Genomic DNA, 15,640 nt, shown 5'->3' with positions numbered 1-15,640 from the left:
AAAGGTGAGACGTAAATTAACAGGCCAATAATTTACGTTAACCAAAGATTAAATACAATTGAGAATCAATATCATTTACATTACTATATTTGTCAGCTTGAATAACTAACGTAACAAGGAATGAATACCGTGATGTTTCAGTTGATGGCTCTAGTACTGAGTTTTATAGGTACGGCCCTTATCTACTTAACCCGCAAACACCAGCGGGTACTGCGTCAACCTCTACCAACTCCGGCAGCCCTGATGGGATGGAGTTTACTGCTGGCAGCATTGCTCAGCTGGTTACAATTGTTAACCACGACCGCAGCTATATTCACTTGGTTATTTACCGCCATTAGCCTATGTGCCTGCATTCCATTTATCACCTTAATCAGCAAAAAAGAGCGCTCTTCATGAAAGTGTTATCTCCTGTCAATAAGATCCAACCGCAATGGTGGCAAAAAACGCTGATCGCTAGCCTGTTAGGATTCAGCTTGGCTTACGGCATCATAGGTTTATTCGCCTGGTTTGGCCCCGGAGGTATAGATGCGCCGACCAAAGTGCAATTTAATATGTGGCTGGTTTGCCTATTGTGGCTGTGCATTTTCAGCTTGAGCTTTATGTTCAAAACTGCACGTAATGCACTGTTTTATTTAGGCGTAGCAAACCTAGCAAGCCTGCTTTTATTCGCCGTTTTGAGGTGGTCGCTGTGAAAATTCGTTCCGATATCCTACGCACATATCAGTCTATCCATACGTGGACAGGCATCATCGCCGGCTTATTTCTGTTCATCGGATTTTATGCCGGGTCATTGACCATGTTTAAACCCCAGATTACTCAATGGGCAACACCACCTAGCCATCATTTACCCCAAGTAGACACTTCACAGCTTGATGATTTAGTCAAACAAGCGATGGCAAACCACGATAAAGCCAAACAAGGTTTTATCATTAGTTTCGACCAAGATAAGTCTCCCATGGCCTGGTACGAAAAGGGCGGTGGACGCGGCCTAAGACTCGACGATAGCCTGACTCAGGCGAGCCTCAATGACGATAATCAATTGACCACAGTGGCCAGTTCGAGCAACAAACTGGGCAGGCTCATCGATCAACTACACCGCACCGCAGGGATACCGGGTAAGATCGGCCATGAAAGATTAGGGGTATTAGTACTGGGTATCGCATCGCTACTCTATTTCTTGACGCTCGTCTCAGGGGTGATTTTTTTACTGCCCACAATGATGAAGACCCTGTTTGCGCTGCGTAAAAATAAGGGCGCTAATCGCTTTTGGCTCGATAGCCATAACCTAGTGGGGATCTTTAGCCTCCCCTTTCACATCATTATCGCTTGGAGTGTCGTCATATTTGCCTTTCACGATGTACTCTACGGCGGGTTAAGTCTGGTCTATGGCGATAAGCCGATGTTCTCCCCCAGACCCCAGTCAAATATCAGCTATTCGGTTGCCGATCTGCCCCCCGTCACCAGTTATCTAGAGAAAATCAATGCCATGAGCGAGGGCTACCGCATAAGCTCCATGGCGTTCTCTAGGCTGGACAGCAGCAACCCAAGCCTTGCGGTAAAACTGGTTAGCGATAATACCATCATGCGCGGCGGCTATAGCGATTACATCTATATGAATCCTTATACCCAAAAAATCGCTTTCAACACCATTGCCAACGACGAGGCTGGTATCTATACCGCCATCGTTAATAGCTTTTTCGGTCTACACTTTGGTAACTATGCCGGTTACTTTGGCCGTTGGCTTTATTTCGCTATGGGGTTGCTAGGTGCCTTTTTGTTCTATAGCGGCAATTTATTGTGGCTCGAAAAGCGCCGACAAAAACAGGGACAACAGACTCGCTCAAGTTACCTGATGGCCGCGTTAACTGTAGGTGTCTGCTTGGGTTCGATATTAGGCGTTTGCGTCGCGATACTCGCCACGAAATGGCTCTATATATTTGAGCTTCAAACCAACTACTCTTATCTCTACTGCTATTACCTTAGCTTCTTTGGCGCTATTGGCTACGCTTTATGGCGCGGAGCGGCAATTGCGGCGATTCACTTATTACGGAGCTTAGCGGCCACCTGTTTACTGATCCCGCTGACATCCCTAGCACTGGCTTCTCCGCTATTATTTGAGACGTGGTCCCTAGGGGGACTTTATGGGGCATCGGTTGAAATTGTGGCAACAATATTTGCATTGCTGTTTTATATTGCCAGCCGAAAAACATACTTAAGAGCACATCGGGGGGAGCCAAATAGCATTTGGGCAATAGCCACCAAAGCCGAAACTGTTCAAAGTATATCGCCTTTAAAGGCCGAGACGGCTTAAGCCTTAAGCCAATAACAACCGCTAAAATTAAACTCATAGCTGACATAAAACCAGCGCAGTCACTCAAAGTGACTGCGGCTGGCTCCCCTAACGCAACTGCCTGTGCTCAGTCTTTTAAACTTCATTTAAGTGGGGCAATATGTTCGGCACACCAAACAACCTATATTCAGGTTAAATAAAAAATTCACCACACTTAACCCTTTTAGCAAACTCGGCCGTTTATAACGCATAGGATTGACAATCTCTAGGTTCAATCAATGACTAACATCCTTATTTCGGAGTAAACAATGAAAAAAACCATATTAGCAACATTAACGGCGAGTTTGTTGAGCAGCACCCTGGCTATCGCAGCCACAAAGGCTGAAGCCAATGAACTCAATTTTCCCCATATTGAAACCGTCGGCACCAGCCAGGTGATGGTTAAGGCCGATATGGCGGAAATTAATGTCGAAGTGGTCAGCGAGGCTAAGACTCCGGCAGACGCTAAGGCTAATTCCGATAAGGCGGTCGCAGACTTTTTAGCCCGTTTAGCCGAAGCAGGCGTCGAACGCGACCAGATCCACAGCGCCAACCTTTCACTGCAAGCCAAACAGCAATACGACAGTGACACTCACACCACAACCGAAGTGGGTTATCGTGCCAGTCGTCAAGTGACCGTCACAGTAGTGGAGCTGAAACAACTAAATAAAATATTAGATACGGCGCTTGAACAGGGGATTAATCGAGTTAACAATATTAGCTTTACCTCGAGTAAAACCGACGAATTAATCGCACAGGCACGCAAACAGGCGATCGCCGATGCCCAGCAAAAAGCCAAGGCCTTAGCCGCCGAATTTGGTACAGAGGTAGATAGAGTATGGCAGATCCGTTATTACGATCAGCGTCAGGTACAGCCGGTGATGTATCGCATGGACGCCACACCAAAAGGCAATGTTGCCGAGAGCTATCAGCAGGCACAAACCACGGTGAGTGACCGAGTCGAAGTGATCTATCGCTTGAAATAAGTACGGTTAACTAGGGCCTGTTGATCTTTGCGGGTTGAATCTTGTTCGAGACAAAAACGTGTTAATTGAGGCGAGTGGATTGCAGCCTAGCCATCTAAGCAAAATACACTTAACAAAGAGTAAAACGTTTTTAGCCGAACCCTTCGGGCAGCGTTTGTTGAGTATTTCTACTGCGTTATCAGCTTGTTATATAGAATTACTACACCACAAAGCGCTGCCTTGAATCAATACTCAATCATTCGCTGCAAAAATAACCTTGAAAGATCAACAGGCCTTAGATAGGCCGCCTCATCTGATATAGATACTGCATATCAGATAGGGCGGCAAGCTAGATCTCATTGATAAACTCAGCAACATCGACTTTTAACAATCTATTTCAACAACTTAGTCATCTTGATTCAATTGAAGCTTTTTGGCTAGCGGCTCAATAGCCGCCCCTTGAATGACAATAGAAAATAGCACCATAAAGAACACGATATGCACTAATTCGATGGCGCCATCGACTCCTGCAGCCGCCGGAATTAACGCAAATACAATTGGAGCAGCCCCCTTTAAGCCTATTGATGAGATAAACAGCCGCTTTTGCCAACTGGCCTGCCTAAAGGGCAAGTAACACAGCTGCACCGCTAACGGCCGCGCCACAAACATCAGCAATACTGCCGGCAGCAGTGACAGGGTAAACACCGACATCAAGGTTTGGGGAAACATCTGCAGCCCCAAGACAATAAACATCAATGACTGAGCTAACCACGACATGCTATTAAAGAAGTGGCGCGTCACCTCGCCGCCACGCTTGATTCCATTGCCTAACACGACCCCCGCAACGTAAGAAGCAATCAAAATATTGCCGCCCGCGAGTTCACTGCCGTAGGCCGCAAGCACAAAGCATGCTAATACGAACACAGGGATCAGACCATACTCTTGCAACTGAATATGATTAAGCGCCCATACGCCCAGCTTAGCCACCACGAAAGCAATTAAGATACCAAACAGAATTTGCAGCACTAAAGTTTGGCCTATCTCCCATGCCGATATTGCTTCATTGGGCGCGAGGGCGATACCGGTTAAAATCATCACCATCACCAGCGCGACAGGATCGTTGGTGGCCGATTCAAACTCCAAAATACGATCGGTCTGCTGCTTTAATTTGAGTTTTTTCGCCTCAAGGATTGAAAACACCGCGGCCGCGTCGGTAGATGACACCATCGCCGCAAACAACAGACAAATAATCGGGCCCCAGTTGGTGAGCGGATAGAGTAATAATGCCAACAAGAGTGTTGTCAGCACCACGCCAAAGGTCGCCAACACACCGCCCTCTTTGTAAGCCAATTTAATGCTCTCGGTGGAGGTATTAATACCGCCCACAAACACGATCACATTAAGGGCGACCCCGCCCACCATCGAAGTGACGGCCAAATTATCATACACAAAATTAAATTCGCCATTGCCCAGCGCTAAGCCTACTCCCATAAAAATCAGTAAGCTTGGCAGCCCAAAGGTTTTAGACGGATGATGTAATAAAATACCCACGGCAATCAATGCCGCAATTCCCAGTAAGATAATTTCGTAAGACATCGATATCCTTTTTTAGACGGCTAAAGAACTCAGCCTAAGAAGACGCATGGGCGCCATCGATTCTATAACTGTATATGGCTGATGAGCCCAACCTCCACCAGCCAAACACGTAATGCAGACTTAATAGGTTAAGCCTAACGCCGTGTTAAATAAGGCCGCGCTAATAAGACAACCCCAACGATTAAGAAAGGCACGCTCAACATCTGCCCAGCACTAATGGCCCAATCTTGGGCGTAGGCCGCCTGCTTTACCTTGATCTCTTCGATGATAAACCGCGCGCTGAACACCAACACTAAAAATAGACCGAAAATCGCACCTTGTTTTTGCTTCATCTGCGTAGTGCGATAGATGAACCACAGGCTGATAAAGATAATTAAATAAGCCAACGCCTCATATAACTGAGCCGGATGGCGAGGTAGGCGATCGATACGCTCAAAAATGATCCCCCAAGGCTTATCTGTCACCACACCTAAGATCTCTGAATTGGCAAAATTGGCCATGCGCACAAAAAAGCCAAAGATGGCGGTGGCGATCGCCAAGCGATCGAGTAAAAACAGAAAGGGTAATTTGGTCTTAGTATGATAATAATACAGGGCTAATATGGCCCCTATTCCACCGCCGTGGCTGGCAAGTCCACCTTCCCAAATCGCTAAAATTTTCAGCGGATGGGCAAAATAATAGCCAGGATCATAAAACAATACATGGGCTAATCGCGCACCGATAATGATGCCTACCACACAATAAATCAGTAGGTTATCTAACGACTCTACATCTAAACTTTCACGTACATAAATACGCTTCATCACCTGAAAACCGCTGGCGATCGCCAAGGCAAACAGTACGCCATACCAATGTATTTTAAGTCCCATGAACGAGATCATCACAGGATCGATATTCCAAACTATGTGCTGCAAACGCTTTACTCCATAAGGTGCAGGCCGAGTGACCCGCTTAAATAATCTGCCAGTAGGCATTTTCACGCGCTTGGCGCGCTTATTCAAGCTCATACTATGGATTAATCGCGATAAATTAGCTAGATAACCTGAGTCTTACCAGCATAAAAAAGGGCTTAGTCACGAGTGCGACTAACCCCTTGATACCATGCGTTGCTGTGCTCGCAATCGCATTCGTTCTCGGCTAACGTTTGAAGGGTAAAATACTGGCTAATGATGCTCCATTTACGCCGCAAACAAGCCTATTAAAATCATGGTTATTTGACTGGTATTATGTTGCCACAGCAGTAAACAGCTGATTAAATTTCTCCAGCCCTTCAAGCATAATCTCATCACTAATGGTTAATGCGGGCAAGAAACGGATCACGTTACCGTAAAAACCACAGGCCAGTAGCACTAAGCCATGCTCGGCGGCATTGGCGATGATCGCTTGAGTCAGTGCAGTATTGGGTTGCTCTTTATCACCATCGACAAACAGCTCCATGGCGATCATTGCGCCTTGATTGCGCACCTCGCCAATCAGCTGCGGATAACGCTGTTGCAGCGCGGTCAAATGCTGGTTAAATGTCGCACCAATCTGCGCCGCACGCTCCACTAAATTTTCTTCGGCGATGACCTCTAGTACAGCCAGTGCCGCCACGCAGCCCACGGGCGAGCCACCATAAGTGCCACCAAGACCACCGGGAAGCGGCGCATCCATAATGTCGCTCTTGCCCACCACGGCCGCCAGTGGGAAACCGCCGGCAATGCCTTTCGCCATGGTGATAAGATCCGGCTCCACCTGGGCATGTTCGAAGCTAAACATCTTACCGGTGCGGCCAAAACCACTTTGAATTTCATCGGCAATTAATACAATGCCATGTGTATCACACAGCGCGCGCAATGCCTGTAAAAATTCAGGCGGCGCAATATAAAAGCCGCCTTCGCCCTGCACTGGCTCAACAATAATCGCCGCCACATCGCAAGGAGCGATATCGACCTTAAACAGGTTTTCAATCGCTTTAAGTGAATCTTTCACGCTCACATCATGCAGCGCCATTGGATAAGGCGCGTGGAAGATATCACCGGCAAAGGGACCAAATTGATGCTTATACGGGCTGATTTTACCCGTTAGCGCCATGGTTAAATTGGTGCGGCCATGAAAACCACCATTAAAAGCGATAACGCCGCGACGTCCCGTGTGCGCACGGGCGATTTTGACGCAGTTTTCCACGGCTTCGGCGCCAGTGGTCACAAAAATCGCTTTCTTATCACTCGGCCCCGGGGCGATAGCGGTCAGCTTTTCGGCTAGCTCCACCGCCGATTCATAAGGGTTAACCATCACGCAGGTGTGGCTAAATTTATCCAGCTGCGCCTTAACGGCTTCGACTATTTTTGGATGGCTGTGACCGGTATTACATACGGCGATGCCTGTGCCAAAATCGATATAACGTTTGCCTTCCACATCCCACAGCTCAGCATTGCTGGCACGTTCAACATAGGCGGCATAGGCGTTGCCCTGACCTCGGGCGATGGCGTTCACTTTACGTGCTTGTAAATCTGCGTTGCTCATTTTGAAATCCTTTAATCTTATTGAGTTACTTATCCAGTCCGCCAAGGCACAGGTACTTAATTTCTAAATAATCATCGAGTCCATATTTTGACCCTTCACGGCCATTACCCGATTGTTTTACGCCGCCAAAAGGCGCAGCCGCATTAGAGATAATGCCTTCGTTGACGCCAACCATGCCATATTCAAGTCCCTCGGCAACACGGAAAATACGGCCAATATCGCGGGCATAGAAATAAGCGGCTAAACCATATTCGGTATCGTTAGCCAGCGCCAAGGCTTGTGCTTCATCGTCGAAACTAATGATAGGTGTGACAGGGCCAAAAATTTCATTACGTGCCAGCGCCATCTCATTGGTGACGCCGGTGACTATCATAGGCGCGAGAAAGCTTTCGCCTAACTCACTGCGCCCACCGCCAGCAATCACTGTCGCGCCACTGGCCACAGTGACGTCCACCAGCTTTAGCACATCGTCAACCGCGGTTTTAGAGATCATCGGGCCAACGGTGACCCCCTCGCTCAAGCCATCTCCAACCTGCAAACCCGCCACGGCGGCGCTGAATTTCTCGGTAAACTCGGCGGCCACCTTGCTTTGCACTAAGATGCGGTTGGTACACACACAGGTTTGACCCGCGTTGCGGTATTTCGACACCAAAGCGCCCTGCACTGCGGCGTCGATATCGGCATCATCGAATACGATAAAGGGCGCATTGCCACCCAGCTCCATCGACACTTTTTTTACACTGGTGGCGCACTGGGCCAGTAAAATTTTGCCCACCGCAGTGGAGCCGGTAAAGGTAAACTTAGCCACGTCTGGATGCTGGGTAAGCACCTTGCCCATACCCGCAGCGTCTTCACCCACCACAATATTAAACACCCCGGCTGGGATCCCGGCGCGCTCGGCCAGCTCAGCCATGGCGAGTGCCGACAAGGGAGTCGACGGCGAAGGGCGCGCCACAAAAGTACAGCCTGCCGCTAAGGCCGCTGCGGCCTTACGAGCGATCATCGCGTTGGGGAAGTTCCATGGGGTAATCGAGGCCACCACACCAACTGGCTGCTTGATCACAATAATACGCTTGTCACTGGCTGGCGCTGGAATGGTGTCGCCATAGACACGCTTGCCCTCTTCGGCAAACCAATCGATAAAGGCCGCGCCATAGGCAATTTCACCCTTGGCTTCTGCCAGCGGCTTGCCCTGCTCTAGGGTTAATATGCGGCCCAAATCATCTTGATGTTGCATCATCAAGTTAAACCATTTACGCATCAGTGCGGCGCGCTCATTGGCGCTCTTTTTTGACCACGCTGGTAGGGCTTTTTTAGCGGCCACTATCGCCGCTTGGGTTTCATCACAGCCAGCATTGGCCACCTCGGCCACCACCTGTTGATTGGCGGGATTGACCACCGTAAAACGGTCGGCGCTATCGACCCAGTTACCGTCGATATATGAGGCGAGCTTGATTAACTGGCTATCTTTAATTCCCTGCATAAATACTCCAAATCAAAAGGGCTGAGCTTTTAGTCACTAAATTTGTCTATTGAATAGCAAAAGCAACTCAGGTTAAATACAAAATAATCAACACAATGTTTTATGACGGTAAAACTTATGAGCAAGCAATCGATCATCCCTAAGGCTGTCACCGAATATGACCTACGCTTGCTGCGCATTTTTCGCACCGTAGTGGAGAATGGCGGCTTTGCCGCAGCCGAAGCCGAACTGGGTGTCACCCGCTCGACCATTAGCGTGCATATGTCCAACCTTGAAAGCCGCATGAAACTGAAATTGTGCAGCCGAGGCCGTGGCGGATTTGCCCTGACCGAGGCGGGACAAGCCGTGTATCACGCCTGCATAGAACTGTTTGACTCACTCAATGATTTCTCTATGTTTGTGAATAACCTAGGCGAGGAGCTGATCGGCGAGTTGGTGATCTTATGTGCCGATCAGTTAGATCACACCATGCAACAGAAACTGGCACAGGTGGTGGCCTACATCCATGCGCGCCAACCCCAGCTACACCTGATTTTAGACGGTGAAGCGCTGCACCATATCGAGAAATCGTTACTGCAAGACAAGGCCCATGTGGGCTTACTGCCAAGCTATCAGCAGGTTGAAGGATTGCACTACCGCACACTGTTTAGCGAGCCTATCTATCTGTGCTGCAGCGCTCAGCACCCCTACTTTAAGCTCAGTGATGCCCAGATCAGCGCCGAAATGCTGTCAAAAACCGCCTCTATCCACCCTGGCGTCGATATCGATCCCGATGGGCGCGAGCAATTAAAACGCTTAAATTTGTCGGCAAAAGCGTATCAGTTTGATACTCGTAAAACCTTAATTTTATCGGGCTGCTATATTGGATACCTGCCGCTAAGCTATATCCAGCAAGAGCTAGAGGCGGGTCAGATGAAGATAATTCACGGCGATGCCGCCAGTTATCCGTTTAATTTGTCGATGGTGTATAAGCACTCGGCGCGAGAAACCGCCAAAGTCGAGCTGTTGATGGCGGCGTTTAATGAAGTGTTTGGCCTAGATATGCCCAGTTAGGTCCTATCAAGCCGTTAACTTAACAGCCAGCAGAGCACTCGCCAGTGTTTGCCTTTCATCACCAGCTCGGATGCCTAGGCCCTAAATTCACCGGCTCATCGGCAGACTGAAAGCTTGCCCCCAAGATAGGGCTATACGAGTTCCCCCTAAAAGCGCGTTAGTAACTCGGCGCTAAAATCTTGCGCGCCTACCGTTAGCCCTAAACGCTCAATCTGCTGATTAATCCGGTTTAGCTCAACGTCCACCTCACCTAGGGTCAAGGTGTTGTCATCTAACAGGTAAACAAATTTTAAGCTAGTGTAATAGAAGCTCAAAATAATCAACGCATTGATATCGTTGTTCTGTGCCGCAAGTTTAATGGCTTTTAGTTTTCGATAGATGCGATTATGCAGCGCTTTTAAACGCGACACATAATAGATCTCTTTAAAATAGTCATGATGCCGCTGTCGATATAACACCCCACCACATAAAGCAAAAGCTAACAGTACGCCTAAAAAATTAAGATGAAAATTACCCGTCGATTCGCCTGTCGCTACTTCAACTTGGCCCCATAACCTGATCAACAGCTGGCCCATTAGTAACGACAAGAAAGCAAGGCAAGCAATAAACACTATGATCACACGGTTTAAATGTTCACGGTAGGTGATCTTGTCTATTTCGATTAATTTCATCTGACGTCTCTGTAAATAACCCAAAAAATAAGGCGTAAGATTACCATGGCTTACCCATAAAATGGCATTACACCACTATATTTAAACCAGGTGTAATTACGCTCATTGCCTTGTCGAGTCGAATTACATGCGATGACGTGATAACAGATTTAACAGAAACAAAACAAATAGCAGTAAAAACATCTAGACGTCTAAATTGACAGACGTCTTTCAATCTCATATCCTCTTGCTTAATTGAGATGACCACTATCGCATCGAGGCGATAGGTTCCTGCAAGGAGGGCATGGGAACCCTAGGTCAGCACCTTGTTTTAACGACACGTACTCGCCTAGCGAGGCTAAGCAGTGAGAGAGAACACATTGACAACACCGACACATGAGCAACATGCCCCCGCTTCTAGTGAGCCACAGGCTTCTTTTATTGCCTTAATACCCTTACTGGTATTTTTAGCCTTATTTATTGGCGCTGGCGTCTACTTTCAAAACCAAGGAGTAGACTTTGCCTTTTATCAACTTCCTAGTGTCATCGCCATTTTACCCGCCATCATTTTGGCCCTACTGATCTCTAAGCAGAAGCTCAACCAAGGGATAGAAACCTTTATCGCCGGTATTGGCCATTCCAATATTATTGCCATGTGCTTAATCTATTTACTGGCTGGCGCATTTGCCTCGGTCGCTAAAGCGACAGGCGGCGTTGATGCCACCGTCGCTTTAGGACTGTCGTTAGTCCCCTCTAACCTGTTGCTTCCGGGATTTTTTGTCATCGCCGCCTTCATTGCTACTGCCATGGGCACCTCAATGGGCACTATCGCCGCTGTAGCACCTATTGCGCTCGGCGTGGCTAACGAAGCCCAAATTGAGCTAGCGGTGATGGCCGGGTCGGTGATCTCCGGCGCGTTATTTGGTGATAACTTGTCGATCATTTCTGACACTACTATTGCGGCGACTCGCACCCAAGGCTGCCACATGAAAGACAAATTCAGAGAAAACCTGATTTTTGCTATTCCGGCCGCCATCATCACCATGATCTTCTTTACCCTAGCAGGCCAAGGTCAAGCGGATGTTGCGCCACAAGAAATTGATTTTATTAATGTCATCCCCTATTTAACCATTTTGGTTTTGGCAGTCTCAGGGCTTAACGTGTTTGTGGTACTGACTGTGGGCATATTGCTTGCTGGTGCGACCGGGTTATTCACCAGTGACTATGACTTCATCATCTTTGGTAAAGATATCTACGCAGGTTTCACTAACATGCAGGAGATCTTTATTCTATCTATGTTAGTCGGTGGACTCGCGGCCTTAATGCAGCAACAAGGCGGCTTAGCTTTTGTTAATAAACAGATTGAAAAATTGATCGCCCGCTTTTCCAAACATAAAGGTGAAGCATCGACGCGTGCCTCTGAACTGGGTATTGCAGGCATGGTTGCCCTGACCAATACCTGTGTGGCAAATAACACGGTATCGATTGTGGTAACGGGTAATATCGCCAAAGACTTAGCAGAGAAACATCAAGTTACGCCTAAACGTGCGGCCAGTATCTTAGACATCTTTTCATGCATAGTGCAGGGACTGCTCCCATATGGCGCGCAGGCATTATTGATCGCCTCTATCTTTGCCATCAGCCCCATTGAAGCGGTGAGCCACGCTTGGTACTGCATGGTATTAGCACTGGTTGCTATTGCAATTGTGATTTTACGTAAGCGCCATTAATGCAGCGCAGACACATAGAGAAACAACTGTTAAGGAATTAATTGCAGTTGTGTATTAAGCGTTAATTATGGTTTAAACTACCACCTTAGGAATATAAGGCGACTACTCACCCTATCGTTAGATGCATCTGTAAATAAACGATATGAGACAGTGATGACTGATCGCCGAATGAATCAAGGGAGTGCAACTACTGCACTCCTTTTTATTTATCGCAATCCTAACTGGCGATGTTATGACAAGATATAACCCCATCAATTACGATTTCCACCGCATGGTGATTTTTACTATTTTAGCTGGCACAGTCGTCGCCATTGTAGGAATATCCATTACCTTACTCGCCCAGTACCAATTGATGGGCAACTTGATTTTTAGCCAACTCCCTAGCAATTTGGGCAACTATATTCGCTCGCCACTGGCATACATTTTTAACATGGGGCTGATCCTCACCGGCATTTGTATGTTACTGGCCATGTACGGTTTACAGCAGTTGCACTTGAACCAATTTAGCCACACCATTGCCCTGGTGGGATCCGCGGTAGGCATTAGCATCATACTCATGGGGATCTACCCGATTAATTACCTGTTTGAGCACAGATTATTTTCAACCACTTTTTTAATCAGCACCCTAAGCCTCTATTGTATTAGCTTGTTAGGCCATATTAATCATAAAAATATCTGCCCAACGCCACTGATGATCGTCAGCCTGTTAGGCGTATGCTGCGCCTCGGTACTCGCGTTCATGCTCAACTGGGATAGTTTAAGTTTTGATCCCTGTCCCCATGGCGAACAGGTCCCCTGTGTACTGACCTATCTGCTGTGGTGTCAAATCCATTTAGTAACCATCTGGTGCATCATACTGGCGCTCAGTATCAAGAAGCTGGCGAGAAAAAGCTATCACGACTCGATATCGGCCAAGCTGGCTGTCACCTGGTAAACACCCACGACCAATTAAGTTACTAGATAAATAATTTAAACAGTTAATCGATTGAAGTATCTGACTATAATAAGCTTTTCTATCCCTATTTTAATTTAATCAGAGTCCGTCATGCGTTTAGCTCAATATATCGCCCTTACCGGTTTATGCTCTCGCCGCGGTGCGACCCGGTTTATCCGTGATGGCCAAATCAGCATCGATGGCCGCCTAGCTAATCATATCGACAGCGTTACCCTAATCGACACCCCGCAAGGCCAAGCGGCGCAGCAACACATTTGCTATCAAGGCAAACCTTTGCCCGCAGTGGAGCACAAGCAATATTGGATGCTCAACAAGCTGGTCGGCACCGACTGCCGCCTGCTGCCCCACGACCCATCTAGCCTGTGGCATCTACTGCCCAAGCAGCCGCGCCTTTACCCTGTGGGGCGGCTGGATAAAGACTCACGCGGCTTATTACTCTTGACCAACGACGGGGAGTTGACACAGCGTTTAATGCACCCCGATTTTCACCACCGTAAACGTTATCGAGTGCGACTCAATAAAGCGTTCGATGAGCTATTTCTTACCCAGATGGCTGCTGGGGTTAGCTATAAAAACCTCACCACCTTGCCCTGCCAAGTACGGCGTTTAGATGACAGTCAGTTTGAAATAGTACTCACCCAAGGGTTAAACCGCCAAATACGCCGTATGAGTCAAGCATTGGGTTATCGGGTAGTCGACCTTGAGCGTGTGGCCATTGAGTCTTTATCACTTGGTGACTTACCGCCTGGACAATTGCGGCAACTAACAGATCATGAGCTAACCGCATTGCAGGCCAGTATTGCATAAGGGCTCGGCCTAGAAATAAAAAGTTGGCATTTTTGAGTTTTATTTGAGTAGCGTTTGGCGTATTCGGTGTTGGAGTGAGTGAAGCCTAGCTTCGGGCTCACGAAAGAGCAACAGGGATTGTCGAACTGACTTGTAGACATGGACGTTATTCCAGCACGTCCATGTGGGAACGGCGAAATCATCCATGATTTCAAAGGCTAAAACCGCACTTACCCTGGGTTATTTCCTCTGAGATAGATAAGTCGGTATAGGTATGGCGGTGGGGGTTGGTGGCATGGATGCCACCGTCGAGCGTATAGGGATATACTTGCAGCGACCCACCGAAATACCTGCACGAAAGGCCTGCTGCAGGCAATTGGTTGCCATAAAGGTTAACGCTACCATCAATAAATAAAAACTAACTCGACTAAATGCTACAAGCCAAAAATGCCAGCCCCTTCATTCGAAGGCCAGAACACTTCTGTCCAAAAATAATTTAGCTTTTAATGGTTCTGTGGATACCAATTACGGCTAAATCAAAGAGAGTGATAAGTCGGTATAGGTATGGCGGTGGGGGTTGGTGGCATGGATGCCACCGTCGAGCGTATAAGGATATACTTGCAGCGACCCACCGAATTGCCAGCCCGGAAAGCCGCGGCAGGCCATTGAAAATCAAATGCTACAAGCTGCCCTTTGGATAGCACTAATTCGAGAGCTTTAACTCGATCACATTCCCCTCTGGGTCGTTGATATAAACCGAGCGCCCGAAACCTTGGGCCCCATAACGCTTGGCGAATCCCTCTGTAGTGATGTCAAACTCAGCGAGATAACCCAGTAATGCCTGCTCATCCATAGAGGTGATGAGCAAGCATACATGGTCGACATTACGGCCATCTTGCTGCGGTGCCTTGCCACCGAGACGGCCGAGTTCACTATCGCAAGTGACAATATCAATGAGGGCGGTGCCTGCACGCAGTTGAGTTAAGCCTTCTTCTGCTAGCTGCCGCTCCAGATGGCAACCAAGTACCTGCGTATAAAAATGCAGCATAGCCTCAAGCTTGGTGGTACGAAAAACCACATGGTCCACTCCCTTAACCTCTATCATACGCTGTGACCTCCTATGATGATGGTGCCGTTATTTATCGCTGATTGCTGTAAGAGTAACCAGTTGATTGTCCACTTAAACACAAATTGCCCCTGTTATTCAAAAATGGGGCTTAGCTATTTTGTTATTGATATGATTTAGGGTAGCTTGTGTTTATCAGCTTTGATGGAGCCTTTTATGAAACAAGGTAAGCATGACGCACAACTGTTAAAACTCGCCATGGATATTGGTGTAGGTTACGCAAAAAAACGCGGATTTGCCGATTTCGGCAAAGGCATCTCTCCTAAAGATAAAGTCGAATGTATCTACCGGCTGTTAGTGCAAGATAAACTAATCCAGCCCTTGGCCACAGACAAAGAAGATGGGCCGAATATGAAGCACAAATTGATCTTATGGATCAGTCGACAGCTGCCAGAAGATCACCCGCTGCTTAACTAAACATAGCCATAGGCGTTGGTCACTCGACTGATGCCTATGCTCTTT

At 47.7% G+C, this 15,640-nt stretch carries 15 protein-coding genes; 9 read left to right on the top strand and 6 right to left on the bottom strand.

The window, feature by feature from the left end; translation table 11 throughout:
* The first annotated feature begins 129 nt into the window (after positions 1 to 129).
* From DVO77_RS03415 to DVO77_RS03400, 4 genes are all read left to right on the top strand, one after another.
* The gene (locus DVO77_RS03415) at positions 130 to 396 is read left to right on the top strand and encodes a hypothetical protein (protein ID WP_162924133.1); all 267 of its coding nucleotides are present in this window, start codon (positions 130 to 132) and stop codon (positions 394 to 396) included.
* Positions 393 to 692, top strand: coding sequence for a hypothetical protein (locus DVO77_RS03410; protein WP_110455859.1), 300 nt, complete (start codon positions 393 to 395; stop codon positions 690 to 692). The genes DVO77_RS03415 and DVO77_RS03410 overlap by 4 nt, the downstream gene beginning before the upstream one ends.
* On the top strand, positions 689 to 2,311 hold the full coding sequence (locus DVO77_RS03405; protein ID WP_119977316.1) for a PepSY-associated TM helix domain-containing protein: 1,623 nt from the start codon (positions 689 to 691) through the stop codon (positions 2,309 to 2,311). The genes DVO77_RS03410 and DVO77_RS03405 overlap by 4 nt, the downstream gene beginning before the upstream one ends.
* Positions 2,312 to 2,598: 287 nt before the next feature.
* Entirely contained in the window at positions 2,599 to 3,315 is a 717-nt protein-coding gene (locus DVO77_RS03400) for an oxidative stress defense protein (protein WP_119977314.1), read from the top strand.
* A gap of 384 nt (positions 3,316 to 3,699) precedes the next feature.
* Here the strand turns inward: DVO77_RS03400 and DVO77_RS03390 are convergent, their stop codons facing one another.
* The 4 genes from DVO77_RS03390 to DVO77_RS03375 all read right to left on the bottom strand — a co-directional run bounded on the left by DVO77_RS03390 (position 3,700) and on the right by DVO77_RS03375 (position 8,878).
* Complete coding sequence (locus tag DVO77_RS03390; protein ID WP_119977312.1) at positions 3,700 to 4,890, bottom strand: potassium/proton antiporter; 1,191 nt, start codon at positions 4,888 to 4,890, stop codon at positions 3,700 to 3,702.
* Between the two features lie 134 nt (positions 4,891 to 5,024).
* Entirely contained in the window at positions 5,025 to 5,804 is a 780-nt protein-coding gene (lgt, locus tag DVO77_RS03385; protein ID WP_110456751.1) for a prolipoprotein diacylglyceryl transferase, read from the bottom strand.
* A gap of 310 nt (positions 5,805 to 6,114) precedes the next feature.
* The gene (gene gabT, locus DVO77_RS03380) at positions 6,115 to 7,395 is read right to left on the bottom strand and encodes a 4-aminobutyrate--2-oxoglutarate transaminase (protein ID WP_119977310.1); all 1,281 of its coding nucleotides are present in this window, start codon (positions 7,393 to 7,395) and stop codon (positions 6,115 to 6,117) included.
* Positions 7,396 to 7,420: 25 nt separating this feature from the next.
* The gene (locus DVO77_RS03375) at positions 7,421 to 8,878 is read right to left on the bottom strand and encodes an NAD-dependent succinate-semialdehyde dehydrogenase (protein ID WP_119977308.1); all 1,458 of its coding nucleotides are present in this window, start codon (positions 8,876 to 8,878) and stop codon (positions 7,421 to 7,423) included.
* Between the two features lie 117 nt (positions 8,879 to 8,995).
* Here DVO77_RS03375 and DVO77_RS03370 point away from each other — a divergent pair, with 117 nt between their 5' ends.
* Positions 8,996 to 9,931, top strand: coding sequence for a LysR family transcriptional regulator (locus DVO77_RS03370; RefSeq protein ID WP_119977306.1), 936 nt, complete (start codon positions 8,996 to 8,998; stop codon positions 9,929 to 9,931).
* Between the two features lie 146 nt (positions 9,932 to 10,077).
* On the opposite strand, the gene DVO77_RS03365 is transcribed toward DVO77_RS03370, so the two are convergent.
* Positions 10,078 to 10,602 carry a DUF3087 domain-containing protein gene (locus tag DVO77_RS03365; RefSeq protein ID WP_119977304.1) on the bottom strand — a complete coding sequence of 175 codons (525 nt, stop codon included), beginning with the start codon at positions 10,600 to 10,602 and terminating at the stop codon, positions 10,078 to 10,080.
* A gap of 359 nt (positions 10,603 to 10,961) precedes the next feature.
* Here DVO77_RS03365 and DVO77_RS03360 point away from each other — a divergent pair, with 359 nt between their 5' ends.
* The 3 genes from DVO77_RS03360 (at position 10,962) to DVO77_RS03350 (ending at position 14,073) form a co-directional block, all read left to right on the top strand.
* A complete protein-coding gene (locus tag DVO77_RS03360) occupies positions 10,962 to 12,311 on the top strand; it encodes a Na+/H+ antiporter NhaC family protein (RefSeq protein WP_110456750.1) in 1,350 nt (449 codons plus the stop codon).
* Positions 12,312 to 12,543: 232 nt separating this feature from the next.
* The gene (locus DVO77_RS03355; RefSeq protein WP_119977381.1) at positions 12,544 to 13,245 is read left to right on the top strand and encodes a DUF998 domain-containing protein; all 702 of its coding nucleotides are present in this window, start codon (positions 12,544 to 12,546) and stop codon (positions 13,243 to 13,245) included.
* 111 nt (positions 13,246 to 13,356) lie between these two features.
* Positions 13,357 to 14,073 (top strand): RNA pseudouridine synthase, encoded by a 717-nt coding sequence (locus DVO77_RS03350; protein ID WP_119977302.1) that lies wholly within the window; start codon positions 13,357 to 13,359, stop codon positions 14,071 to 14,073.
* A gap of 682 nt (positions 14,074 to 14,755) precedes the next feature.
* On the opposite strand, the gene DVO77_RS03345 is transcribed toward DVO77_RS03350, so the two are convergent.
* Positions 14,756 to 15,157 (bottom strand): VOC family protein, encoded by a 402-nt coding sequence (locus DVO77_RS03345; RefSeq protein ID WP_110455848.1) that lies wholly within the window; start codon positions 15,155 to 15,157, stop codon positions 14,756 to 14,758.
* A 177-nt stretch (positions 15,158 to 15,334) separates the two neighbouring features.
* On the opposite strand from DVO77_RS03345, the gene DVO77_RS03340 reads away from it, so the two are divergent.
* Entirely contained in the window at positions 15,335 to 15,595 is a 261-nt protein-coding gene (locus DVO77_RS03340) for a DUF5062 family protein (RefSeq protein WP_110455847.1), read from the top strand.
* Positions 15,596 to 15,640: the final 45 nt, after the last annotated feature.

It is taken from the genome of Shewanella algidipiscicola (assembly GCF_003605125.1).
Taxonomy (GTDB): domain Bacteria; phylum Pseudomonadota; class Gammaproteobacteria; order Enterobacterales; family Shewanellaceae; genus Shewanella; species Shewanella algidipiscicola.
Note: the sequence above shows the minus strand (reverse complement) of the source record. Positions and strands in the feature narration are given on the sequence as shown.

Bases quoted from the DNA above. Each gene is read 5' to 3' on its own strand.
- DVO77_RS03410 (WP_110455859.1), top strand. From the start codon at position 393: ATGAAAGTGTTATCTCCTGTCAATAAGATCCAACCGCAATGGTGGCAA.
- DVO77_RS03400 (WP_119977314.1), top strand. From the start codon at position 2,599: ATGAAAAAAACCATATTAGCAACATTAACGGCGAGTTTGTTGAGCAGC.
- DVO77_RS03390 (WP_119977312.1), bottom strand. From the start codon at position 4,890: ATGTCTTACGAAATTATCTTACTGGGAATTGCGGCATTGATTGCCGTG.
- gabT (WP_119977310.1), bottom strand. From the start codon at position 7,395: ATGAGCAACGCAGATTTACAAGCACGTAAAGTGAACGCCATCGCCCGA.
- DVO77_RS03375 (WP_119977308.1), bottom strand. From the start codon at position 8,878: ATGCAGGGAATTAAAGATAGCCAGTTAATCAAGCTCGCCTCATATATC.
- DVO77_RS03370 (WP_119977306.1), top strand. From the start codon at position 8,996: ATGAGCAAGCAATCGATCATCCCTAAGGCTGTCACCGAATATGACCTA.
- DVO77_RS03365 (WP_119977304.1), bottom strand. From the start codon at position 10,602: ATGAAATTAATCGAAATAGACAAGATCACCTACCGTGAACATTTAAAC.
- DVO77_RS03355 (WP_119977381.1), top strand. From the start codon at position 12,544: ATGACAAGATATAACCCCATCAATTACGATTTCCACCGCATGGTGATT.
- DVO77_RS03350 (WP_119977302.1), top strand. From the start codon at position 13,357: ATGCGTTTAGCTCAATATATCGCCCTTACCGGTTTATGCTCTCGCCGC.
- DVO77_RS03345 (WP_110455848.1), bottom strand. From the start codon at position 15,157: ATGATAGAGGTTAAGGGAGTGGACCATGTGGTTTTTCGTACCACCAAG.
- DVO77_RS03340 (WP_110455847.1), top strand. From the start codon at position 15,335: ATGAAACAAGGTAAGCATGACGCACAACTGTTAAAACTCGCCATGGAT.